The following is a 24,115-nucleotide window of genomic DNA, read 5'->3' on the forward strand; positions in this document are numbered from 1 at the left end:
GGTCCTGGGCGGTTCCGGTTGCCTGCATGTATAGGCGACATTTCGTTAACGCGAAATTAACCTTCCCGGTGCTTCACTGCGACCCTCGCCCGGCCCACCCCTGGGGGTTGCCATGTCCGTCCGTCTGCCTGGTTCCCGTGTTGCCTCGTCGCGTCGCTTTCGCCGCCGCCACCTGCTGCTGGCGCTGGCCGTGCTGATTGTGGTGGTCGGCTGCCTGGCCGGCTTCATGGTGTTGGTGCCACCTCCGCCCTACACCCCCTTGCCGGGCCAGAACCCGGCGCAGGTGACGCTGCTGGCGCTGGGCGACCAGGGCAGCGGCGACCTGCAGCAATGGCGCGTAGCCGAGGGCATGGAGCGTGTTGCACAGAGCGAAGGCGGGGTGAATATGGTCCTGCTGCTGGGGGACAACTTCTACGGCAAGGCCCTTGGCGGGGTCGACGACCCGGCCTGGCAGCTCAAGTTCGAGCGTGTCTATCACGGTCGCTGGCTCAGCCATGTGCCGTTCTACGCGGTGCTGGGCAATCACGACTATCCCGCCTCGGCGGCTGTTGAGCTGGACTACGCCCGTCAGCACGCCGGTTCCGGTCGCTGGCAGATGCCGGCTCCCTTCTATACGCGCGACTTTGGCGAAGTGCAGGGGCGCCCGCTGCTGCGTGTGGTGTTTCTGGATACCAATGCCGACGCCAACGGCCGCCAGCGCCAAGCGGACTTCCTGCAGACCGCCTTCGCCCGCCCCGGGCCCGCGCCGCTGTGGAAGATGGTGGTGGCGCACCACGCCATGCGCAGCAGCGGTGGCAAGCACGGCGATGATGTTGGCCTGCTGCAGCAACTGCTGCCGGCGATGCAGCACAGCGGCGTGGATCTCTATCTTTCCGGGCACGAGCACAACCAGGAGGTGATAGTCCGTCCCGGTGAGCCGGCCTGGCTGGTCTCCGGTGGCGGTGGCCAGACCCTCGACGGGATCAGGCCCGGCGAGCCGGCCGATGGCACGCTGTTCGCCGCCGAACAGCACGGTTTCGCGCGCCTGGCCTTCACCGCGGACCGGTTGCAGCTGGCGTACTACGACCCGCAGGGGAACCGCGAGCAGGGCTTCCTCTGGGCCCGGGCCTGCCCCTGGATGGCGCAGGGCTGTCTGAAGCAGAACGACGCGGCGCAGTTGGCGACGAATAGGGCCACTGGCCAGTAGTTGTAACCTGGGGGTTTTCGCTAGAATTCCGGACTTTTGCGCGCAGGGATCGCGTGAGTCCATCTGAGAGCCCCCATGCTTACCGGTAGTTACGATCCCGCCCTGGTCCTGATTTCGCTGTGCGTCGCCATGCTGGCGTCCTACACCGCCCTGGACCTGGCCGGGCGCATCGCGACCACCCGCGGCTGGCCGGTGCCGCTGTGGATCGGCGGCGGCGGGGTAGCCATGGGCATCGGTGTCTGGTCGATGCACTTCATCGGCATGCTTGCCTTCAGCCTGCCCATCGCGCTGGGCTATGACCTCACGCTGACCCTGCTGTCACTGGCCATCGCCGTGCTCAGCTCGGGCTTTGCCCTGGCGCTGGTCAGCCAGGACCGGCTGCCGCTCTGGCAATTGCTCAGCGGCGCGCTGGCCATGGGCGCCGGGATAAGTTGCATGCACTACCTGGGCATGTACGCGATGCTGATGCAGCCGGGTATCGACTACGACCCGACGCTGTTCGGCCTGTCCCTGATGATCGCTGTGGCGGCGTCCGGCGCCGCGCTGTGGATCGCCTTCAAGCTGCGGCACAACACGCCCTATGTGCGCCTGGCCCGCGTTGGCGCGGCGCTGGTGATGGGCGTGGCCATCGTCGGGATGCACTACACCGGCATGGCCGCCGCGCGTTTCCCTGAGGGCAGCTTCTGCGGCGCTTCTCCCAGCGGGCTGGACAGCGACTGGCTGGCGCTGCTGATCATCGTCGTCACCCTGGCAGTGATCGGCATTGCGTTGCTCACCTCGGTGCTCGATGCCCGTCTGGAGTCGCGCACGGCGCAACTCACCTCGTCGCTGGCGCAGGCCAACCAGGAGCTGACCCAGCTTGCCCTGCACGACAACCTCACGCGCCTGCCCAACCGTATCCTGCTGGAAGATCGCATCGAGCAGATGATCGCCAAGGTGCAGCGCAGCGGCGGGCATTTCGCGCTGATGTTCCTCGACCTGGACGGCTTCAAACCGGTCAACGACGCCTTCGGCCACCACGTTGGCGACCTGCTGCTCAAGGCCGTGGCCCAGCGCCTGCGCGACAGCCTGCGCAGCGAAGACACCGTGGCGCGCATCGGCGGCGACGAGTTCGTGGTGCTCGCCGAACTGGCCGAGGCGGAAGACGCGGTGACCGTCGCCAGCCAGCAGGTCAACCTGCTGGCCCAGCCGTTCCAGGTGGCCGGGCAGGAACTGCGCATTGCCACCAGCATCGGCATCGTGGTCTATCCCGGCGACGGCGCCAGCCAGCACGAACTGCTGCGCAACGCCGACGCGGCGATGTACCACGCCAAGGGCAACGGCAAGAACGGCTACAGCTTCTTCGAGCAGTCGATGAACACCAACGCGCGCAATCACCTGCAGCTGCTGCACGACCTGCGCGCGGCCCTGGAGCGTCGCGAGTTCACCCTGCATTACCAGCCCAAGTTCGCTGCCAGCGGCGAACCCATCGGCGCCGAGGCGCTGCTGCGCTGGCAGCATCCGCAGCGCGGTCTGCTGATGCCCGACACCTTCATCGCCCTGGCCGAGCGCACCGGGCTGATCATCCCCATCGGCGACTGGGTGCTGGACGAAGCCTGCCGGCAGATGCGCGAGTGGTACCTGCAGGGCCACGAAAGCTGGCGGGTGGCAGTGAATCTCTCGGCCCTGCAGTTCTGCCATGCCGCGCTGGTGCAGTCGGTGGCCGAGGCGCTGCAACGCCACCAGTTGCCGGCGCGCTGCCTGACCCTGGAGATCACCGAAACCACGGCCATGCGCGATGCCGACTCCAGCCTGGAAATCCTCGGCAGGCTGTCGGACATGGGCGTGGACCTGTCCATCGACGACTTCGGCACCGGCTATTCCAGCCTGCTCTACCTCAAGCGCCTGCCGGCCAACGAACTGAAGATCGACCGCGGCTTCGTCCGTGACCTGGAACAGGACAGCGACGATGCCGCCATCGTCTCGGCCATCGTCGCGCTGGGCCAGGCACTGGACCTGCGCATCGTCGCCGAGGGGGTGGAAACCTCCGGCCAGCAGAACTTCCTTACCCGCCTGGGCTGTGATTCGCTGCAGGGCTTCCTGCTCGGCAAGCCGGTGCCGGCCGAGCAGTTCCTCGAGCGTCTTTCTACGCCCGCGTAACCGCGGCCAACTGCGAGCAGAGTTCGCGCAGTTGCTCGCACAGGCTGCGCCCGGCGCTGCCCAGCTCGGGACGGGCGTAGAGCGCCAGCTCCAGCCCCTCGATGGGCGCAAAACCTTCGTCGGCGGTCAGTACGCGATGGCCTTCGTGTCGGCCACGCAGAGGCAGCAGGCTGACCCCCATGCCCGCCGCCACTGCCGCCGACAGGCTCGCCAGGCTGGCGCTGCTGTAGCTGATGCGCCAGCGCCGGCCGCTGGCCTCCAGGGCGTGGATCATCTCCTGGCGATACAGCGCGCCCAGCGGGAAGACCACCAGCGGCAGCGGATCACGCGCAGCGGCAGGCGTCGCGGCGCTGTCCTGCCAGGCCAGCGGTTCGGGCCAATGGGCGAGGCAGTCGCTGTCCGCGCCCCATTGCTTGACCAGCGCCAGGTCCAGCTCGCCGCTGCGGTATTGGCGCAGCAGCTCCTGGCTGAGGCCGCTGGAAACCTCCAGGCGCAGCCGCGGGCGTTCGGCGCTGAAGGCCGCCAGCAGCGGCATCATCCGTTCGCCGGCGAAGTCCTCCGGCATCCCCAGGCGCAGCACGCCCTCGCTGTGTTCGCTGCTCAGCGCCTCGCGCGCCTCCGAGCCCAGTTCGAGGATGCGCCGCGCATAGCCCAGCAAGCGTTCGCCCTGTTCGGTGGGGAGCACCTGGCGCTGGCTGCGATCCAGCAGGCGACAGTCCAGGCTCTGCTCCAGACGGAGGATCTGCTGGCTGACGGTGGACTGGGTGAGGTGCAGCAGTTCGGCGGCGCGGGTGAAGTTGCCGGCATCCACCACCATCACGAAGCTGCGCAGGAGGTTGGGGTCAAGCATTGTGATTCCCACTGAAAGTCATGTTTCTATTTAATTTCAGCATAGAACATCCCTTCGTCATACTGCTGCTGCTCATTTGCTTGAGCGTGAGTAGACGCACGACAGCCAGCAGGGGGAGCGCCAATGGACATGCCGACCATCCAGACCGAAGACGTACACAGCCGTGCGGCCGCCGACGCGCTGCTCGGCGCGGCCAGCGAAGGCCGCGAAGCCGAAGTGGCGACCTTGCTCAAGCGCGGTGTGGCGGTGGACGTGACCGACGGCCAGGGCAATACGCCGCTGCTCCTGGCGACCGCCGGAAACCGCGTGGCAGTGGCGCGGCTACTGGTTGCCGCCGGGGCTGACGTCAACCGGCAGAACCGCATCCACGACAGCGCCTATCTGCTGGCGGGTGCGGCGGGGCGCCTGGAAATTCTCCAGCTGACCCTGGCCCACGGCGCCGACCTGCGCAGTACCAACCGCTACGGCGGCACGGCGCTGATCCCGGCCTGCGAGCGCGGCCATGTGGACGTGGTGGCGACGCTGCTCAAGGCCGGTGTCGATCCGGACCATGTCAACAAGCTGGGCTGGACCGGGTTGCTCGAAGCCATCCTGCTCAGCGACGGCGGCCCGCGTCACCAGGCTATCGTCAAGCAACTCATAGAAGCCGGGGCGAACCTGAACCTGGCCGACAACGACGGCGTCACGCCGCTGCAACACGCCCGCCAGCGCAACCAGACCACCATCGCCAGGATGCTGGAAGCCGCCGGCGCGCATTGATCCGTTCGATTTGCTGGAAACTGCCATGTCACACGAAGTCTTCATGCGCGAGGCCCTGCAACTGGCCCGCGACAATATCGAGGCCGGCGGCCGCCCGTTCGGCGCCGTGCTGGTCAAGGATGGCCGGGTGATTGCCCGCGCCGCCAATTCCATCCACCTGGATTTCGACCCTACCGCCCACGCCGAGCTGCTGGCGATCCGCCGCGCCTCGGCCGTGCTGGGTATGTCGCGCCTGGACGGCTGCGTGATCTACGCCAGCGGCCACCCGTGCCCGATGTGCCTTGCGGCCATGCACCTGTGCGGCGTGGAGGGCGCGTATTTCGCCTATTCCAATGACGATGGCGAGCCGTTCGGCTTGTCCACCGCTGCGGTCTACCAGCAGATGACCCAGCCGCCACAGTGGCAGGCGGTGCCGCTGCGTGCGTTGCGCCCTGTGGGTGAAGAAGGGCTCTACAAGCACTGGCAGGAGCTTCGCTCGTGAGCCGCAGCGTCGCCATGGCGAGTGGGCCGGCCAGCAGCGAACAGGGTGTCCGCGCCGGCTGGATCGGCCTGCTGGTGATCGTTGCGCTGGGCATCAACCTGCGGCCGATCCTCACTTCCATCGGCCCGCTGCTCGCCGATATCCACGACGCCACCGGCCTGGGCTTCCAGGGCCTGTCGATGCTGACCGTGCTTCCGGTGCTGTGCATGGGCCTGTTTGCGCTGGGCCTGCCCTGGGTCGGCCCGCGCCTGGGTGAGAACCGGGGCATGCTGTTCGGCCTGCTGGCTATCGGCGCGGCATGCTTCTGGCGGCTGCTGCTGGACAGCGGCTTGGCGCTGATCGCCAGCGCCGTGCTGGCCGGTTGCGGGGTGGCGGTGATCCAGGCGTTCGTGCCGGGCGTGATCAAGCGCTGGTTCCCGCACAAGGTGCCGTCCGCGATGGGCCTGTATTCGGCGTCACTGATGGCCGGTGGCGGTAGCGCCGCGGTGCTGGCGCCAGTGGTGTCGGAGCACTTCCACCGCTGGCAGGACGGCCTCGGCGCCTGGATGCTGCTGGCCATCGTCGGCCTGCTGCTGTGGAGCCTGGCCCGCCCGCGGGAAACCCCCGTGGCCGCGCCGCCCAAGCAGAAGGTGCAGCATTATTTCGGTAGCCGCCGGGCGTGGCTGCTGGCCTTGTACTTCGGCCTGATCAATGGCGGCTACACCAGCATGGTGGCGTGGCTGCCGGTTTATTACCGGCAACTGGGCTGGAGCGCCCAGGCCAGTGGCCAGTTGATCGGCCTGATGACCATTTTCCAGGTGATTGCCGCGTTGACCGTCCCGCTGCTGATCCGCCGCTCGCTGGATCGCCGCGGCTGGTTGTGCCTGTGCCTGCTGATCCAGCTCGGCGGCTTCATCGGGCTGATCTCGGCGCCACTGCACCTGCCGGGCCTCTGGGTGGCGCTGATCGGCTACGGCCTGGGCGCGTGCTTTGCCCTGAGCCTGACGTTGACCCTCGACCACCTGGCCGACGCCGGTGCGGCGGGGCGTCTGGCGGCCTTTGTGCAGGGCATCGGCTTCATCGTCACCGGCATCGTGCCCTACGTCACCGGCTGGCTGCGCGACAGCACCGGAAGCTTCCAGGCCTCCTGGATCCTGCTGGCGGTGTCGGTGGTGCTGATGCTCGGCGTGACGTTGCGTTTCTCGCCCAGAGGGTATGCGCGGGCAATGGAGAAATAGGCGAAATTCAGCGTTGTCGGATGCCAATCGCGGACGGAGTCCGCTCCTACGCAGGCTTGGAGCTTTCGTAGGAGCGGACTCCGTTCGCGATCGCTTTCAGGCGAGGGAGACGGTCAGACCGACGTCGCGATGTAGATGCGGTAGGCGATGATCGACAGCATGCTCAGCGTGCCGACCCACATGAGGAACACGCCCACCGGGCGCTGGCGAATGGTGAAGCCGATCCCCAGCATGAACATGCCGAAGACAAGGATGCCGAGGGTGATGAAGAGGGACGTGGGGTCGAGCGGGATGAAATGGGCAGTGGCGTCCACGGCGGGTCCTTGTCTGAAAAGTCCGATATAGAGAGTCTAGGCCAGAGTAGGACCGAACTCCTTTGATCCCTGGCAAGCCGGTCCCGGATCATAACGGCCAGCGGCGCTCAGCCCAAGCTCAGGGCTCCAGCAGGAGCCAGCCCTTGCCCGTGAGTGCAAGGCGCAGGCCACGGAATTCGGCGAATCCCAGGTGGACCAGGAGCCGCTTCAGTTGGGGGTGGATGACCTCGCCACGCCTGACGCCATGGAGTAGCAGGCATAGCTCGGCGTTGCCGGTTGGGGGTGGATTACTCTCGACCTGTTGGTTGGGCACGGCCGGGCTTCCCTGATTCCTGATGTCGGTGAATTCTGAATTCGGATCAGCTTCAGCTTATTTTTATTTGCTATCGGAAAATACTGATCGGCATCTAAGTATCTGACAGATTTTGGAACAGGCGTGCCAATAGCTAGGAGTCGGCGCCGTGCCGCGGGCATAAAAAAGCCCCGCGGTCCGGAGCGTCAGACCGCAGGGCCAGAACGGTCGAGAAATTCTCGACCGGGGAGGACTGATCAGGCCGCCGGTGTCGGCTGCCAGCCGCCGCCGAGGGCCTTGTAGATCGCCACGATGCCGCGATACACGTCGACTTCCGCCAGGGCCTGGGCGTCCTCGGCGGCCAGTTGTTCGCGCTCGGCGTCCAGCAGGTTGAGGAAGTCCACGGTGCCCTCGCGGTATTGCAGGCCGGCCTGTTGCGCGGCGTTGCGGCTGGCTTCTGACTGGCGCACCAGCGAGACCAGGCGCTGCTGGCGCTTGCCGTAGTCGCTGAAGGCGTTCGACGACTCCTCCAGCGCCAGCAGGACCTGCTGCTCGTAGGTCGCCAGGGCGCCGTCGGCATCGGCCTTGGAGGCACGCAGGCGAGCGCGCACGCTGCCCAGGTCGAAGGCCGCCCAGGTGATGCTCGGGGCGACGCCCCAGGCACTGGCGGCGGACGAACCGATCTGCGAACCGCGACCAGCGGTGTAGCCGAGGAAGCCGCCGAGGCTGATTTTCGGGAACAGGTCGGCGGTGGCCACGCCCACATCCGCGGTGGCGGCCGCCAGGCGGCGTTCGGCGGAGGCGACATCCGGCCGGCGGCGTAGCAGCTCACCCGGATCACCGATCGGCAACGCCTTGGCGATGGCCGGGAGTTTCTTCGGCGACAGGTCTACGGAAAGCGCGTCCGGGCGCTGGCCGAGGAGGGTGGCGATGCGGTTGCGCTGGCGCACTTCCTCGGCCTGCAGTTGCGGCACGCTGGCTTCGGTGGCGGCCAGGCGCGCTTCGGCGCGCTGCACGTCCAGCTCGTTGCCGACGCCGGCGTCGCGCAGCTGGATGGTCAGGTCGCGGGATTCGCGCTGGTTCTCCAGGTTGCTCCTGGCGATGCTTTCGCGCAGTTGCGCACCGCGCAGTTGCCCGTAGGCATCGGCCAGCTCGGCGATCAGGCTGACCTGCAGCTGCTGCAGGTCGGCCACGGTGGCTGCACTCAGCGCGTCGCTGGATTCCAGCTGGCGGCGCACACGGCCGAACAGGTCGACTTCCCAGATCATGTCCAGGCCCAGATCGTAGCGCTCCTGGTTGACCCGGTCCTCGGTCTGGCCGGGCACCTGGCCCTTGCCGACCTGGCCTTCGGCGCGGCTGGTGACCGTGGGGAAACGGTCATTCGCCACGTCGTCGCGGATCGCCCGCGATGCCAGCACGCGGGCATAGGCCACGCGCAGCTCGCGGTTTTCCTTGAGGGACTGGTCGACCAGATGGGTCAGCACCGGATCGTCGAACTGCTTCCACCAGGCGTCTTCGTAACGGCTGCGGTCGTAGTTACTCGCCTGGGCATTGCTGTCCAACTGGGCCGGCGCAGTGTCCGGCTTCTGGTAGTCGGGGCCGACCATGCACGCGCTGAGGGCCAGCGCGAGCAGGGAAGGGACGAACAGTTTCACGGCACTCTTGCTCACAGCATTGATGGTCATGACGCTCATGCCTGATGGGCCTCGTTATGGTTCGTGTGGCTCAGGGCAGCACGCGCCTGCTTCTTCGCTTCACGGGCTTCCATGAAGCGGCGGATCAGCACATAGAAGACCGGGGTCAGCAGCAGGCCGAAGAAGGTCACGCCGAGCATCCCGGAGAACACCGCGACACCCATGGCATGGCGCATTTCGGCGCCGGCGCCGGACGACAGCACCAGGGGCACCACGCCCATGATGAAGGCGATGGAGGTCATCAGGATCGGCCGCAGACGCAGGCGGCAGGCTTCCAGTACCGCGCTCAGGCGGTCCATGCCTTCGTCCTGTTTGTCCTTGGCGAACTCGACGATCAGGATCGCGTTCTTGCACGCCAGGCCCACCAGTACGATCAGACCGATCTGGGTGAAGATGTTGTTGTCGCCACCGGACAGGATTACGCCCGCGATGGCCGACAGCAGGGTCATCGGCACGATCAGGATCACCGCCAGCGGCAGGCCCCAGCTCTCGTACAGCGCGGCCAGCACGAGGAAGGCGAGCAGCACGCAGAGCGGGAACACGTAGATCGCGGAGTTGCCGGCGAGGATCTGCTGGTAGGTCAGCTCGGTCCATTCGTAGGTCATGCCATTGGGCAGCTCCTGCTTGAGCAGGCGCTCGATGGCGGCCTCGGCCTGGCCGGAGCTGTAGCCCGGTGCGGCGGCGCCGTTGATCTCGGCGGTGATGAAGCCGTTGTAGTGCATCACGCGGTCGGGACCGGCGGTGTCGCTGATCTTGATGAAGGTCGCCAGCGGGACCATTTCACCCTGGTTGTTGCGCACCTTCAGCTGGCCGATCTGCTCGGGTTCGAGACGGAACTGCTGCTCGCCCTGGACGTTCACCTGGTAGGTACGGCCGAAGCGGTTGAAGTCGTTCGCGTACAGCGAGCCCAGGTAGACCTGCAGGGTGTCGAAGATGTCGCTGATCGCCACGCCGTGGGTCTTGGCCTTCTCGCGGTCGATGGCAGCGTCCACCTGCGGCACGTTCACCTGGTAGCTGGTGAACACCGACATGGGGTTCAGCTCCGGCAGCGCGCGGGCCTTGTTGAGGATGTTCTGGGTCTGTGCGTAGAGCTCCTCGTAACCGGCGTTGCCACGGTCCTCGATCTGCAGGCGGAAGCCGCCGATGGTGCCCAGCCCCTGTACCGGCGGCGGCGGGAAGATCGCGATGTAGGCGTCCTGGATATCCGCGAACTGCTTGTTCAGCTCGGCGGCGATCTCGTTGGCCGACATGCCCGGGCCCTTACGCTCGCTGAAGTCCTTCAGCGGGGTGAAGACGATGCCGCTGTTGGGGCTGTTGGTGAAGCCGTTGATCGACAGGCCCGGGAACGACACGGTGTGCTCGATGCCCGGGTGCTTGCCGGCGATTTCCGACATGCGCTTGATCACCGCTTCGGTGCGGTCCAGCGTGGCGGCGTCAGGCAGTTGCGCGAAGGCCACCAGGTACTGCTTGTCCTGTTGCGGCACGAAGCCGGTCGGGGTGCTGGAGAAGCCCAGGTAGGTCAGGCCGATCAGGCCTGCATAAAGGATCAGGGCAATCGAACTACCGCGCAGCACACGGGTGACGGTGCCGACATAGCCATGGCTGGCGCGGTCGAAGAAGCGGTTGAACGGACGGAACAGCCAACTGCCCAGCAGCTTGTCGAGGATCACCGAGAAGCGGTCCTTCGGCTCGTGGTGCCCCTTGAGCAGCACGGCGGACAGCGCCGGCGACAGGGTCAGCGAGTTGAACGCGGAGATCACCGTGGAAATCGCGATGGTCAGTGCGAACTGCCGGTAGAACTGCCCGGTGAGGCCGGAGATGAACGCGGTTGGGATGAACACGGCGCACAGCACCAGCGCGGTGGCGATGATCGGCCCGGTCACTTCCTTCATGGCGCGCTTGGTCGCCTCGACGGGGGTGAGCCCCAGCCCGATGTTCCGCTCGACGTTCTCCACCACCACGATGGCGTCGTCCACCACGATGCCGATGGCTAGTACCAAACCGAACAGGGATAGCGCGTTGAGCGAGAAGCCGAAGGCGTGCATCACCGCGAAGGTGCCGATCAGCGAGACCGGTACGGCGGCCAGCGGGATGATCGAGGCGCGCCAGGTCTGCAGGAACAGCACGACCACCAGCACCACCAGGATCAGCGCTTCGAACAGGGTGTGCACCACTGCTTCGATGGAGCCGCGGACGAAGATGGTCGGGTCATAGACGATGGAATAGTCCACGCCCTGGGGGAAATCCTTCTTCAGCTCGGCCATCTTCTCGCGCACCAGGTTGGAGATGGCGATGGCGTTGGAACCGGGGCGCTGGAAGATCGGGATGGCGACCGCCGGCTGGTTGTCCAGCAGCGAACGCAGGGCGTACTGGCTGGAGCCGAGCTCGACCCGGGCGATGTCCTTCAGGCGGGTGATCTCGCCGTCGGGGCCGCTGCGGATGACGATGTTCTCGAACTCTTCCTCGGTGACCAGGCGACCCTGGGTGTTGATCGACAGCTGGAAGCTGGTGTCGCTCGGCGCCGGCGGGGCGCCGAGGGAACCGGCGGCCACCTGGCGGTTCTGTTCGCGGATCGCGGCGACCACGTCGGTGGCGGTCAGGTTGCGCGAGGCGACCTTGTTCGGGTCGAGCCACACGCGCAGCGAGTAGTCGCCCATGCCGAACAGCTGCACATCGCCTACACCATCCAGGCGCGCCAGCTCATCTTTGATGTTGAGGATGGCGTAGTTGGACAGGTAGAGCATGTCGTAGCGGTTATCCGGCGAGGTCAGGTGCACGACCATGGTCAGGTCGGGCGAGGCCTTGTCGACGGTAATACCGATGCGCGTGACTTCCTCGGGCAGCTTGGGCTGCGTACGGGTCACGCGGTTCTGCACCTGCACCTGCGCGTTGTCCAGGTCAGTGCCCAGGGCGAAGGTGATGGTCAGGGTCATCTTGCCGTCGGCAGTGGACTGCGAGGACATGTAGAGCATGTTCTCGACGCCGGTGATGGCCTGTTCCAGCGGAGCGGCGACGGTCTCGCCAATCACCTTGGGGTTGGCGCCGGGGAAGTTGGCGCGCACCACCACGGTGGGCGGTACCACTTCGGGGTACTCGCTGATCGGTAGCTGGAACAGCGAGATGGCCCCGCCGATCAGGATGATCAGCGAGAGCACGGCGGCGAAGATCGGCCGCTGGATGAAGAATTGCGAAAAGTTCATGGCTGGTTCCTGTCGCGAACGCTACGGTTCGCCAAACCCGGGACAAAGGTCACCCAAGGCCCTGGTGGGACAGGGCCTGGTACATCAATCGTTTAAGACAGGGGGAATGTCAGCCGCGCGGCGCGCCCGGCTTGGCGGATTTCTCGGCCACCTTCGGCGCCTCGAGGCTCTCCAGCGCACGACGCTGGTTTTCGAGGTTGGCGAGGGTTTCCTTGCTGGCCATCTCGACACCCTGGGCGTCGACCTGGGCACCGGGGCGAACCCGTTGCAGGCCGTTGACCACGATGCGGTCACCCTTCACCAGGCCGCTGCGGACGATGCGCAGGCCTTCCAGTTTCGGGCCCAGCTCGATGCCGCGGTACTGCGCCTTGCTGTCCTTGTCGACCACCAGCACGAACTTCTTGCCCAGGTCGGTGCCGACCGCTTCGTCCTTGATCAGCGCGGCGGGGTAGGTGCCGCTGCCGACCAGCTTGATGCGGGCATACAGGCCGGGGGTGAACTGGTTGGCGTCGTTGTCGAACACCGCGCGACCGCGGATGGTGCCGGTCTTCGGGTTGACCTGGTTGTCGAGGAAGTCCAGGCGGCCCTGGTGGGGGAAGCCGTCTTCGCCGGTCAGGCCCAGGTACACCGGACTTGTGCCGCGGGCATCCGGGCCACCCTTGCGGGCGAGGTCGACGTACTTCAGGTAGACGCGCTCGTCGGCGTCGAAGTAGGCGTAGACCTTGTCGGTGGACACCAGGGTGGTCAGCAGGCTCTGGCCGCTGTTCACCAGGTTGCCGGCGGTCACTTCGGCGCGCGAGACGCGGCCGTCGATGGGCGCGGTGATCTGGGTGAACGACAGGTTCAGGCGGGCGTTGTCCAGTTCCGCCTGGGTCGCGGCGACCACGGCCTTGGCCTCGGTGGCGGCGGCGGTGCGGGCATCGGCGAGTTCCGCGGAGATGGCGTTGGTGGCGCGCAGGCGATCACCACGGGCCGCTTCGTTGACGGTGCGGGTCTGGTTGGCGCGGGCCTGTTGCAGCTGGGCTTCCAGGCGATGGACCTCGGCCTGGAACGGCCGCGGGTCGATCTGGAATAGCAGGTCGCCTTTCTTCACCAGGGCGCCTTCACGGAAGGCGACGCGGTCGATATAGCCGGACACGCGCGGACGCAGTTCGACGGATTCCGGAGCCTCCAGGCGACCAGTGAATTCGTCCCATTCATTGATCGGCTGTTCGATCACATCCGCCACGCTGACCTTGGGGGCAGCCATGTTCTGTGCTGCCTCCTGGCCCTTGCCGCAGGCGCTGAGAACCAGCACGGCGGCCAACGCCAACGGAATACGCAAGGTGTTCAGATTTCGCTCCATGGAAAAGACTCCGGCGTTCTAATTGGTTTATGGATTTCTAATGGAGCGGAGTCTGCGTGCGCGGGGGCTCTGGAACTAATCGAACGAGAGAATTTTGATTATCACGTGGAGTGATAAAAGCCTTTGCACTATTCGTATGAATAGATAGAAGAAGTGGGCACGGGGATTGCCCGGAAGCTCTATTGGATAGTTTGGTGCGCTCGGGCTGCCCTCACCCTAACCCTCTCCCCGGGGGGGGAGGGGATTGATCGGTGCAGGAGGAAACTACAGCGTCAGCCGGCACGGACGGCTCCCTCTCCCTCTGGGAGAGGGCTGGGGTGAGGGAATCGCCTCGCACCGATGCTCGGCCGGCGTCGCATTTGTAGGAGCGAGCTTGCTCGCGAAGTTTTTTCACCCAGGGCACTGTGCCATGCAGGTTCGCGAGCAAGCTCGCTCCTACAGGTTCTTCTGCGAACGGAACGTTGGAGCCTCATCGCAGCAATCGCGTAGGGCGAATAACGCCCCAGGCGTTATCCGCCGCGTCGTTGCCGGCGGATAACCTGTTCCGGGTTATGCGCCCTATGGCGAAGGTGGCGTCAGAGACTGTCCGGATCACCCACGAACATGGTGATCCGCGAGCGCAGCCAGCGCTCGGCCGGGTCCTGGTCCTGGGCGCCGCGCCAGCCCATGGACAGCTCGGCCAGGCGGGTGGGGAAGGGCGGGTCCTCGGCACGCAGGCCACCGGCGGCGGTCAGGGCCAGGGCCACGTACTCGGGCACGGTGGCGATGATATCGGTGCCGGCGAGCAACTGGGCGAGGCCGACGAACTGCGGCACGGCCAGTACTACCTGGCGCTTGCGGTCCATCTCGGCGAGGGTCTGGTCGACGAAGCCGTCCAGGTCGCCGGCGTAGGACACCAGCGCGTGCGGGCGCGCGCAGTAATCATCGAGGGTCAGCGCGCCGGGAATCGAGTCGGCCCGGAGGATCTTCCAGGTGCTGCGACGCAGGGTCTTGCGCTTGGCGTTGGCCGGCAGCTCATCGGTGTAGCTTACGCCCACGGAGATTTCCCCGGACGACAGCAACTGCGGCATCAGCAGGTAGTTGGCGCGGCGTACCACCAGAGTGATGCCCGGCGCTTCCGAGCGCAGGCGGCGCAGCAGCGGCGGCAGCAGGCCGAACTCCACGTCATCGGACAGGCCGATGCGGAACACCGCCTTGCTGGTCGCCGGGTCGAAGTCGGCGGCGCGGCTCAGGGCGGTGGAGATGGAGTCCAGCGCCGGCGAGAGATGGCCGAAGATTTCCTGCGCCCGCGCGGTGGGTTCCATGCTGCGCCCGGTGCGGACGAACAACGGGTCGTCGAACAGGCCGCGCAGGCGCGCCAGGGCCGCACTGATCGCCGGCTGGCCGAGGAACAGCTTCTCGGCGGCGCGGGTCACGCTGCGTTCATGCATCAGCGTCTCGAAAACGATCAACAGGTTGAGGTCAACCTTGCGAAGGTCGTTGCGGTTCATGGGGACTCCCTGGCGATGGGGGAAAAGTGAGGCCGACCGTGCCCTGAGTCAAGTCTGTCAGATAAGTCCTTGATCAATTTCTAGTTTTTTAATGAGAATCTCGCCCCGGCAGTGTGGTCTGAGCTTGTATGAACAGAGCCGCCCCGGCCCCGCCCGCAGCCCCGTCGCAGAGCCTTGCAGCCGCGCCGGACAAGGCTTGCAATGCGGGCCGAATCATCGCCGTTTATGTCAATTATCAATGGTGAACGGTGGCGTCACCCCTAAAGCCCGGATAGAGTCCGTGGCTATGAAGCACTACAAAGGCGAGGTATGTGATGTCCCGCATGATCCGTTTCCACCAGTTCGGTGACGCCTCGGTCCTGAAGATCGAGGAAATGCCGACCCCGCAACCGGGGCCGGGTGAAGTACTGATCCGCACCCAGGCGTTGGGCGTCAGTTGGCGCGACGTACTCTGGCGGCAGAACCTCGCCCCGGATCAGGCCAAGCTGCCGGCGGGCATCGGTTATGAACTCTCCGGCATCGTCGAAGCCGTGGGCGAGGGCGTGGAAGACCTCGAGCCCGGCGTGGCGGTGGCCAGTTTCCCGGCGAACTCGCCGAACCTTTACCCGGCCTGGGGCGACCACGTCATCCTGCCGCGCACCTCGCTGACTCGCTATCCGGACGTTCTCACTCCGGTCGAGGCGGCGGTGCACTACACCGGCCTGATGTACTCCTATTTCGCCCTGGTGGAGCTTGCCCAGATCAAACCCGGCCAGCGTGTGCTGATCACCGAGGCGGGCCATTGCCTGGCTCCGCAGGCGGTGCAGCTGGCCAAGGCGCTCGGCGCCCAGGTGATCGCCACCACCAGCCACGAGGAAACCCGCGAGTTCCTCAAGGGCCTGGGGGCGGACAAGATCATCTACACCGAGGAGCAGGACCTGGTGCTGGAAGTCGAACGCTTCACCAAGGGTGAAGGCGTGGAGATCGTCCTCGACCAGTGCGCCGGCCCGCAGATGAAACTGCTGGGTGACGTCGCCGCACCGCGCGGCAAGCTGATCCTCTACGGCATCAACGGCGGCAACGACGCCGCCTTCCCGGCCTGCGCGGCGTTCAAGAAGCACCTGCAGTTCTACCGTCACTGCGTGCTGGACTTCACCGGGCAACCGGAGATCGGCCTGACCCGCAACGACGAAGCCGTGCAACGGGCGCTGACCGCGATCAACCAGATGACCGCCGACCAGTTGCTCAAGCCGAGCATCGACCGGGTGTTCGATTTCGCCCAGTACCGCGACGCCAACTACTACATGGAAACCTGCCCGGGCGGCGGCCGTGTGGTGATGAAGATGCCGGAGTGATCCGGCATCCGTGAGGCGAGAAAGCCACTCTTCGGAGTGGCTTTTTTGTGCGCACGAATCTGCGCCTGAGCTTCGGAATGGCCTGGAAACGATCGCGGACAGAGTCCGCTCCTACGCTTGCGCTCGACACCCTGTAGGAGCGGACTCTGTCCGCGATCGCTCGCCGCCGGCACCGACCACACCCTGCGTAGTTTGTAGGATGGGTGGAGCGTAGCGATACCCATCAATCCTGTGCGCCGACAGCATGGGTATCGCTGCGCTCCACGCCATCCTACGCTGAGCATCAGTGGCATTTCCGATGGGCTTCAGCTGCGCGCGTTGGCCGCAAAGGCTCGGAATAGAGCTATCTATACACTGCTACATCCCCTGCAGAATCAGGCAAGGCTCCAGAGAACCAGGCAAACCGCTCGGCGCCTTCCTCGCGTATCGTCGCGGCATGGGCCGGCGCTTGCGCCTAGGCTGAATCCATTGCGTGTCGAGGCCCGCGTGCTTCGTCCCATCCCATCACCCGCAGAAGAGGTGAAACCCCTGATGATTACCGTGAACCTGAACGGCAAGGACCATGAACTCGACGCTCCCGGCGAGATGCCGCTGCTCTGGGCCATACGCGACGTCGCCGGGCTGACCGGCACCAAGTACGGCTGCGGCATGGCGCTGTGCGGCGCTTGCACCGTGCACATCGATGGCCAGCCGACGCGCTCCTGCGTTACCCCGCTGGCGGCGGTGGCCGGCAAGAAGATCACCACTATCGAGGCGGTGGCCGAGCAGGCCGCCGGCAAGGCGGTGCAGGATGCCTGGCGCAAACTCGACGTGGTGCAGTGCGGCTATTGCCAGTCCGGGCAGATCATGTCGGCCACCGCGCTGCTGGCTTCGAACAAGAAGCCCAGCGACGCCGACATCGACGCTGCCATGAGCGGCAACATCTGCCGCTGCGCCACCTATGCGCGGATCCGCGCGGCCATCCACGACGCCGCCCAGACCCTGGCCTGAGGACCGATACCATGCTCGAACCCCGAATCGACCAGCAGCCGGCCGAGGCCGGCAGCATCCTCAACGTCAGCCGCCGCGGGTTCCTGCGCGGGGCCGGCGGCCTGGCCCTGGGCATCTACTTTGCGCCGCTGCTGAGCCACCTGGGCGACGCCCGGGCGGCCAGCGATTTCGAAGCGAACGCCTTCGTTCGAATTGCCCCCGATGGCACCGTTACCGTGATCGCCAAGCATGTGGAGATGGGCCAGGGCAGCTACACCGGCCTCGCCACCCTGGTGGCCGAGGAACTGGACGCCGACTGGAGCCAGGTGCAGGTCGAAGGCGCACCGGCCGACGCCAAGCGCTACGCCAACCTGGCGTTCGGCAACCTGCAGGGCACCGGCGGCAGCAACGCCATGGCCAACTCCTTCGAGCAGATGCGCAAGGCCGGCGCCAGCGCCCGCGCCATGCTGGTCGGCGCGGCGGCGGAGCAGTGGAAAGTGCCGGCGGCACAGATCGAAGTGCACGATGGCGTCGTCAGCCACGCTCCTTCCGGGCGCAAGGCCAGCTTCGGCGAACTGGCCGAGGCAGCGGCAAAACAGCCGGTGCCGGCGGAGGTGAAGCTAAAGGAGCCAAAGGACTTCAAACTGATCGGCCAGGTGCAGTTGCCGCGCAAGGACAGCCCATCCAAGACCGATGGCAGTGCGCAGTTCACCCAGGACGTGCACCTGCCCGACATGCTGGTCGCCGTGGTTGCCCATCCGCCGCGTTTCGGCGGGGTGCCGGCGAAGGTTGACGCCAGCAAGGCCAAGGCTGTGCCCGGCGTGGTCGACGTGGTGCAGTTTCCCGGTAGCGAGCGGCGTTTCGCCGGTGTCGCGGTGCTGGCGAAGAACACCTGGGCCGCGCGCCAGGGCCGCGATGCATTGCAGGTCGAGTGGGACGAGAGCAAGGCCTTCAAGATGGGCAGCAAGGAAATCTTCGCCCAGTACCGCGACATGGCCAGCAAGCCGGGCCTGGTGGCGCGCAATGACGGCGATATCGCCAAGGCGCTGGAGAAGCCGGCGCACCTGATCGAAGCGGAATACCAGTTCCCGTACCTCGCCCATGCGGCCATGGAGCCGCTGAATTGCGTGGTGTTCCTCAAGGAGGACGGTTGCCAGATCTGGAACGGTGAGCAGTGGCAGACCGGTGACCAGATGTCGGTGGCGCAGTTGCTGGGCCTGCAGCCCGAGCAGGTGAGCATCACCCAGCTCTACGCCGGTGGCAGCTTCGGGCGCCGCGCCAACCCGCACTCGGACTACGTGCTGGAAGCGGTCGCCATCGCCAAGGCCGCCCGCGAGCAGGGCGTGAAGGTGCCGATCAAGATGGTCTGGACTCGTGAGGATGATACCCGCGCCGGCTACTACCGCCCGGCCTTCCTGCACCGCGCGCGGTTGGCGGTGGATGCCCAGGGCAACCTGGTGGGCTGGGAGCAGCGGCTGGTCGGGCAATCCTTCATCGTCGGCACGCCGTTCGAGAAGTTCATGGTCAAGGATGGCGTCGACAAGATCGCCGTGGAGGGCGCCGCCGACCTGCCCTACGCCGTGCCCAACCTGCGCGTGGAGCAGGCGCTGGCGGAGAACGTTACCGTGCCGACCCAATGGTGGCGTTCGGTGGGGCACACCCATACGGCGTTCTCCACCGAGACGCTGATCGACGAGGCAGCCATCGCCGCCAGGCAGGACCCGTACGAATTCCGCCGCAAGCTGCTGGAACAGCACCCACGTCACCGCGGCGCGCTGGAGTTGGTGGCGCAGCGCGCCAACTGGCTGGCGCCGCTGGAGAAGGGCAAGGAGGGCGAGCAGCGCGGCCGCGGTATCGCCGTGCACGAGTCGTTCGGCAGCTTCGTCGCCCAGGTGGTGGAGGTGACCTGCAAGGCCGACAAGAGCTTCAAGGTCGACCGCGTGGTCTGCGCCGTGGATTGCGGCCTGGCGATCAACCCGGACGTGATCAGGGCGCAGATGGAAGGCGGCATCGGCTTTGCCCTGTCGGCGGCGCTGCACAGCGCCATCACCCTCACCGACGGCAAGGTCGACCAGTCCAACTTCCATGACTTCCAGGTGCTGCGGATCAACGAGATGCCGGTGGTCGAGGTGCACATCGTGCCGTCGGCCGAACCGCCCACCGGGGTCGGCGAGCCGGGTGTGCCACCGCTGGCGCCGGCGCTGGCCAATGCGCTGTTCGCCGCGACCGGCAAGCGCATCCGCACCCTGCCGATCGGCAATCAGTTGCAGGCGTGATGCCTGGCGGGTAACACAAATGCCCCGCGCGAGCGGGGCATTTGTCGTTCAGGGTCTAAGCTTTCCTGAGGTCAGGCGACCTGCTGTTCCTGCTCCTGGCAGATCAGCTCGCGCAGTACCCGGCGTTCTTCAGGCAGGGTGGCGGCGCTGTGCAGGGCAAGGCCGCCGTCCTCGTCGGTGACGGCGACCTGGGTTTCGAAGTGCAACTGCACCTCGTCCAGGGTGATGTAGGTGATGCGGTAGGCCGCGTCTAGGCTGTGCATGGTCGCAGGCTCGAGGTGGGAGGGGCGCAGGCCCGATGGCTGCATCCTCGCGCCGAGCGGGCAAGCGCGGAAGTGAATCGCCGTGATGGTGAACATCACCGAAGGCAATGGTGCCGGCGAGATTTTCCGGCATCTGTCATGCAGGACGGGTATCCTGCGCGGGCGTGCCCAAAAAGGGCATTTTGTAAATCGAATTGGAGCAGTGACATGAGCCGCGACAAGCAGCTTTTCCCGGAAGACGAAATCGGCGATGCCCTGTGGGCCCTGCAGGAAGACGGCGAAGACCTCTCCCTCGAGCATGAGGTGGAGTTCGCGGTGATCTTCCCGGACGAGCAGTCCGCCCTGGACTTCGCCATCATGCTGCTGCAGAACGGGCAGAAGGTGGCGTACTCCGAGTACGACGGCAACGACAAGCTGCCCTGGCAGGTCCTGGCCTACCCGGTGATGGAGCTCTCCCACGAGCACATCAGCGGCTACGCGGCGCTGCTGTCCGAGCACTCCGCCGACCTGGGCGGTCAGATGGACGGCTGGTCGGCGCTCTGATCGGCTGACGCAGCATGAGAAACGGCGCCTTCGGGCGCCGTTTTCTTTGGGCGGATGCCCCCGCCGCGCCTCGACTGTAGGAGCGAGCTTGCTCGCGAAGCGGGTTTCCCGGCGGTGCCAGTTCCGCAGGGCGGATAACGCGCCAGCGTTATCCGCCGCGCAACAGCTGGCGGATAACCTGTTCCAGGTTATGCGCCCTACGTCTGTTTGTAGGAGCGAGCTTGCTCGCGAAGCGGATTCCCCTGCGGCGCCAGCGTCAGGCGGGTTCGCCAGCAAGCTCGCTCCTGCGAAAGGCCAGGTCACTCCGGCAGCGGTGCGTTGCGTGCCACCTGGCGCAGCGCCTGCTCGTAGTAGTCGGTGCTCTGCGCCCCGGAGATCAACTGGCGGCCGTTAAGGATCACCGCCGGCACGGCGCGGATACCGTGGCTGGTGTAGAAGTCCTCCTCGGCTACCACCTCGTCGGCGAAGGCGTCGCTGTCGAGGATTTCCCGCGCGCGCACGGCGTCCAGGCCGACGCTGACGGCCACTTCCAGCAGCACTTCCGGGTCGCTCGGGTCGCGCCCTTCGCTGAAGTAGGCATGCAGCAACGCCTGCTTCAGCGCCACGTCGCGGTGCGACTCGGCCGCCCAGTGCAGCAGGCGGTGGGCGTCGAAGGTGTTGTAGATGCGGCTGCGCTTCTTCAGGTCGAAGTGCACGCCAACGTCCTCGCCCACGGAGCGCAAGTGTTCCTGGTTTCGGGCGATGTCCTCGGCGCTGCTGCCGTATTTGCGCTGCAGGTGCTCCACCAGGTCCTCGCCTTCGGCGGGCATGTCGGCGTTGAGCTCGAAGGGTTTGATGCGCAAGTCGACGGTCAGCTCGCCGTCCACCCGGCGCATGGCTTCCAGCAGGCCGTTGAGGCCGATGGCACACCAGGGGCAGACCACGTCGGAGACGAAATCGATGGTGATGGCGTCGCTCATGGGGCGAACTCCGGCAAATGGGCGAGCATCAAGCATGGACCCGGAAGGGTGTTTCAATCCAGTAACGCAGCGGCCGAACGGCGCCGCCGCGCTGGCGCGATTCGCCGCAGAACGGCGCAACCTGCTGATTCTGAAAGCCCGAATTGCCGCCGCCGGTCCGCCGGTGACTCCCGCGCAGAGCCCGCTAGTCGCGACGACTGGCGGAGGAGGAGGGGCGACGTCCCTGTCGCGAAGGGGAAATCAGAAGTCCAGGGTCATCGACAGCTTCAGGGTGCGCGGGTCGCCCTGGGTCAGGTAGCCGCCAATGGTGGAGGCCCAGTACGACTTGTTGGCGACGTTCTCCAGGTTGGCGCGCAGCGTCACGTCGCGCTCGTCGACCTTGAAGGCGTAGCGGGCGCCGAGGTCGAAGCGGGTCCAGGCCGGGATGCTCAGGTCGTTGGCGGCGTCCAGGTACTGGCCGCCGGTGCGCAGCACGCGGCCGTTGATGGCGGCGCCCTGGATGCCGGGGACGTCCCAGTCGGCGCCCAGGTTGTACTGGAAGGTCGGCACGCCCACGGCGCGGTTACCGTCGGTCTTGCCGCCGGCGGTGTTCTTCAGCTCGGTGTCGATCCAGGTGCCGCCGGCCAGCAGGCGCAGGCCGTCCACCGGCTCGCCGAAGATGTTCAGCTCGATGCCGCGGTTTTCCTGCTCGCCGTCGACGCTGAAGATCTTCGAGTCCGGGTCGGTGGTGCTGAAGGGCTGCTCGATGCGGTAGAAGGCCAGGTTGCCGCCGTAGCTGCCGAAGTCCAGCTTGGCACCCACTTCCACCTGTTTGGAACGGTTCGGCGCGAACACTTCGCCGAAGTTTGCCGCGCTGCTGGGTGCGGTCGGGCCGGCGGCCAGGCCTTCGATGCGGTTGGCGTAGAGCGACAGGTATTCGGTGGGTTTCACTACCAGGCCATAGACTGGCGTGGTGATGGATTCGTCGTAGGTGGCGGTGCGCTTGCCGACGTAGTTCCAGCCATCGGTGCCGATGCTCTGGCGGCGTACGCCGACGGTCAGCAGCACGCGGTCGTCGAGGAAGCCCAGGGTATCGGCGGCGGCCAGGCTCTTGTTCAGTGTCTTGCCGACGATGCCGGGGTCGCTGTAGTCGCCGCCGGTAAGGGTTGGCGCGGGCTTGGGCGTCTGCACCGGGTTATAGATGTCGGTGGGGTAGCGCTTGGTGGCCATGGTGTAGGCGCTGCGCTGCTCGGCCCAGATGCCGGCGACGCTGAGATTCATCTGGTGGCTGACCGGGCCGGTGGCGAAGTGGCCGTTGAGGCCGGCCATGGCGCTCTTGTTGTCCTCGTCGTGGGTGGCGTCCATCATGCCGCCGCCTGCGGCACCGTAGTTGTCGCTGAGCGTCAGGGCCGAGTAGGCGCCGTTCTCGCGGGTGTGCTTGGCGCCGCCGGAGAGGTAGGCCGTCCAGCTGTCGTTGAGGTCGTACTCGGCGCGGAACATGCCGAAGCTGTCTTCCAGCTGCGAGTAGCTCCAGGACTGGCCGTAGTTGTGCTCGGCGTCCGGGGCGTGGGGAATGCTGGTGACGCCGGTGCCGACGTAGACCACCGGGCGACCCTGGTTGATGCGCTGCTTCTGGTAGCCGAAGTCGGTCATCAGGCGCAGGCGCTCGCCGCGGTAGTCGAGGTTGACGGTGGCCAGCTTGTAACGCTGGTTCTCGTCGTCGACGCCGGTCTCGCCCTCGCGCTGGGCCAGGTTGACCCGCGCGCCGAAGCGGTTGTCCTCGCCGAAGCGCTGGCCGAGGTCGAGGTGCTCGCCGATCTGGTTGTCGCTGCCATAGCCCAGGGTCACGCTGCGGGTGGGGACGTCGTCGGCGCGCTTGGTCTGCAGGTTGACCGCACCGCCAATGCCGCTGCCGCTGGGCGTCACGCCGTTGATGAAGGCGTTGGGGCCCTTGAACAGCTCGACGCGTTCCAGCGATTCGGTGCCGATGATCTGCCGCGGGGTGACGCCGTACAGGCCGTTGAGCGAGACGTCGTCAGTGCTCAGCGGCAGGCCGCGGATGACAAAGATCTGCGAGAAGTTGCCGTAGCCATTGCCCTGGCGCACCGAGGCATCGTTGAGCAGCACGTCGCCAACGGTCTGCGCCTGCTGGTCCTGGATGGTCCTGGCGGTGTAGCTGGCGAAGCTGAAGGGCACGTCCTGCATGTCCTGGTCACCCAGCATGCCCAGCCGCGCGCCACGGGCGACCTGGCCACCGGCATAGGCGGGCGGCAGCTCGCCGCGCTGCTGCACGGCGCCGCTGACGGTGGTGGCGTCCATCTCCAGGGCACCGCTGTCATCTGGCGCGGCCTCCACGCCGTAGCCGCTGCTCTTGCGTACCAGGCGGTAGCCGCTGCCTTCGAGCAGGCGTTCCAGGCCTTGCTCCGGCGCGAAGCTGCCTTTCAGCCCTGTGCTTTGCTGAGCATTCAGCGCCTGCGCCTCGAAGGCCAGCGGCACGCCGGCCTGGGCGGCAAAGCGGGCCAGCACCTCGCCCAGCGGGCCGGGGGCGATGTCGTACTGGCGCTGTTCGCTGCTGGCTTCGGCGGCCAGGGTGGGCAGCACGACGCCGCCAGTCAGGGCCAGGCCGACGGCCAGGGCTAGGGAGTGCGGGCGGAGGCGGGAGCGGAGGAGCATGGAGTGTTCCTGTCGGCGAATAGAGGTTGTCTTCCTCTTCACCGGGCGAGAGCGGAAAAGGTGTCAGGGGCGGGCAAAAAAATTTCAGAGTGTTGGGCTTTTGTTGTAGGAGCGAGCTTGCTCGCGAACCGCCTAACGCCAGTGCGGCCGGA

General features: G+C 66.3%; 18 protein-coding genes. 9 read left to right on the top strand and 9 right to left on the bottom strand.

Features of this window, described 5'->3' with window-relative positions:
• Positions 1 to 112: 112 nt before the first annotated feature.
• Together L6D89_RS13255 and L6D89_RS13260 are read left to right on the top strand one after the other, a co-directional pair.
• Positions 113 to 1,186, top strand: a complete 1,074-nt coding sequence (locus L6D89_RS13255) for a metallophosphoesterase (protein ID WP_236200023.1) — start codon at positions 113 to 115, stop codon at positions 1,184 to 1,186.
• Positions 1,187 to 1,261: 75 nt separating this feature from the next.
• Positions 1,262 to 3,325, top strand: a complete 2,064-nt coding sequence (locus L6D89_RS13260) for a putative bifunctional diguanylate cyclase/phosphodiesterase (protein ID WP_236200024.1) — start codon at positions 1,262 to 1,264, stop codon at positions 3,323 to 3,325.
• On the opposite strand, the gene L6D89_RS13265 is transcribed toward L6D89_RS13260, so the two are convergent.
• A complete protein-coding gene (locus L6D89_RS13265) occupies positions 3,312 to 4,175 on the bottom strand; it encodes a LysR family transcriptional regulator (protein ID WP_236175903.1) in 864 nt (287 codons plus the stop codon). The genes L6D89_RS13260 and L6D89_RS13265 overlap by 14 nt on opposite strands.
• Positions 4,176 to 4,298: 123 nt before the next feature.
• Between L6D89_RS13265 and L6D89_RS13270 the strand changes: the two genes are divergently transcribed.
• The 3 genes from L6D89_RS13270 to L6D89_RS13280 are packed head-to-tail and all read left to right on the top strand — an operon-like array spanning position 4,299 to position 6,632.
• On the top strand, positions 4,299 to 4,934 hold the full coding sequence (locus L6D89_RS13270; protein ID WP_236200025.1) for an ankyrin repeat domain-containing protein: 636 nt from the start codon (positions 4,299 to 4,301) through the stop codon (positions 4,932 to 4,934).
• 25 nt (positions 4,935 to 4,959) lie between these two features.
• Positions 4,960 to 5,415: a nucleoside deaminase gene (locus L6D89_RS13275; RefSeq protein WP_236175901.1), complete on the top strand. Its 456-nt coding sequence runs from the start codon at positions 4,960 to 4,962 to the stop codon at positions 5,413 to 5,415.
• A gap of 14 nt (positions 5,416 to 5,429) precedes the next feature.
• Entirely contained in the window at positions 5,430 to 6,632 is a 1,203-nt protein-coding gene (locus tag L6D89_RS13280) for a CynX/NimT family MFS transporter (protein ID WP_236200361.1), read from the top strand.
• A gap of 113 nt (positions 6,633 to 6,745) precedes the next feature.
• On the opposite strand, the gene L6D89_RS13285 is transcribed toward L6D89_RS13280, so the two are convergent.
• The 5 genes from L6D89_RS13285 to L6D89_RS13305 form a co-directional block, all read right to left on the bottom strand.
• Positions 6,746 to 6,946, bottom strand: a complete 201-nt coding sequence (locus L6D89_RS13285) for a hypothetical protein (RefSeq protein ID WP_024762279.1) — start codon at positions 6,944 to 6,946, stop codon at positions 6,746 to 6,748.
• Between the two features lie 549 nt (positions 6,947 to 7,495).
• Positions 7,496 to 8,923: an efflux transporter outer membrane subunit gene (locus L6D89_RS13290; protein ID WP_236200026.1), complete on the bottom strand. Its 1,428-nt coding sequence runs from the start codon at positions 8,921 to 8,923 to the stop codon at positions 7,496 to 7,498.
• 5 nt (positions 8,924 to 8,928) lie between these two features.
• A complete protein-coding gene (locus L6D89_RS13295) occupies positions 8,929 to 12,132 on the bottom strand; it encodes an efflux RND transporter permease subunit (RefSeq protein WP_236200027.1) in 3,204 nt (1,067 codons plus the stop codon).
• A gap of 109 nt (positions 12,133 to 12,241) precedes the next feature.
• Positions 12,242 to 13,477 (bottom strand): multidrug efflux RND transporter periplasmic adaptor subunit MexE, encoded by a 1,236-nt coding sequence (gene mexE / locus L6D89_RS13300; RefSeq protein WP_236200028.1) that lies wholly within the window; start codon positions 13,475 to 13,477, stop codon positions 12,242 to 12,244.
• A 575-nt stretch (positions 13,478 to 14,052) separates the two neighbouring features.
• A complete protein-coding gene (locus L6D89_RS13305) occupies positions 14,053 to 14,967 on the bottom strand; it encodes a LysR family transcriptional regulator (RefSeq protein WP_236200029.1) in 915 nt (304 codons plus the stop codon).
• A gap of 314 nt (positions 14,968 to 15,281) precedes the next feature.
• Between L6D89_RS13305 and L6D89_RS13310 the strand changes: the two genes are divergently transcribed.
• From L6D89_RS13310 to L6D89_RS13320, 3 genes are all read left to right on the top strand, one after another.
• Complete coding sequence (locus L6D89_RS13310) at positions 15,282 to 16,301, top strand: zinc-dependent alcohol dehydrogenase family protein (protein WP_236200030.1); 1,020 nt, start codon at positions 15,282 to 15,284, stop codon at positions 16,299 to 16,301.
• A gap of 531 nt (positions 16,302 to 16,832) precedes the next feature.
• A complete protein-coding gene (locus tag L6D89_RS13315) occupies positions 16,833 to 17,291 on the top strand; it encodes a (2Fe-2S)-binding protein (RefSeq protein ID WP_236200031.1) in 459 nt (152 codons plus the stop codon).
• 11 nt (positions 17,292 to 17,302) lie between these two features.
• Positions 17,303 to 19,546 carry a xanthine dehydrogenase family protein molybdopterin-binding subunit gene (locus L6D89_RS13320; protein ID WP_236200032.1) on the top strand — a complete coding sequence of 748 codons (2,244 nt, stop codon included), beginning with the start codon at positions 17,303 to 17,305 and terminating at the stop codon, positions 19,544 to 19,546.
• A gap of 71 nt (positions 19,547 to 19,617) precedes the next feature.
• Here the strand turns inward: L6D89_RS13320 and ptrC are convergent, their stop codons facing one another.
• A complete protein-coding gene (ptrC, locus tag L6D89_RS13325) occupies positions 19,618 to 19,809 on the bottom strand; it encodes a type III secretion system co-regulatory protein PtrC (RefSeq protein WP_236200033.1) in 192 nt (63 codons plus the stop codon).
• Positions 19,810 to 20,016: 207 nt separating this feature from the next.
• On the opposite strand from ptrC, the gene L6D89_RS13330 reads away from it, so the two are divergent.
• Positions 20,017 to 20,352: a ribonuclease E inhibitor RraB gene (locus L6D89_RS13330; RefSeq protein WP_024762270.1), complete on the top strand. Its 336-nt coding sequence runs from the start codon at positions 20,017 to 20,019 to the stop codon at positions 20,350 to 20,352.
• Between the two features lie 299 nt (positions 20,353 to 20,651).
• Here the strand turns inward: L6D89_RS13330 and L6D89_RS13335 are convergent, their stop codons facing one another.
• Both L6D89_RS13335 and L6D89_RS13340 read right to left on the bottom strand, forming a co-directional pair.
• Positions 20,652 to 21,311, bottom strand: coding sequence for a DsbA family oxidoreductase (locus L6D89_RS13335; protein WP_236175579.1), 660 nt, complete (start codon positions 21,309 to 21,311; stop codon positions 20,652 to 20,654).
• Between the two features lie 240 nt (positions 21,312 to 21,551).
• Positions 21,552 to 23,963, bottom strand: coding sequence for a TonB-dependent receptor (locus tag L6D89_RS13340; protein ID WP_236200034.1), 2,412 nt, complete (start codon positions 23,961 to 23,963; stop codon positions 21,552 to 21,554).
• Positions 23,964 to 24,115 lie beyond the last annotated feature (152 nt).

Origin of the sequence: Pseudomonas pseudonitroreducens (assembly GCF_021603645.1) — a bacterium.
GTDB lineage: Bacteria > Pseudomonadota > Gammaproteobacteria > Pseudomonadales > Pseudomonadaceae > Pseudomonas > Pseudomonas pseudonitroreducens.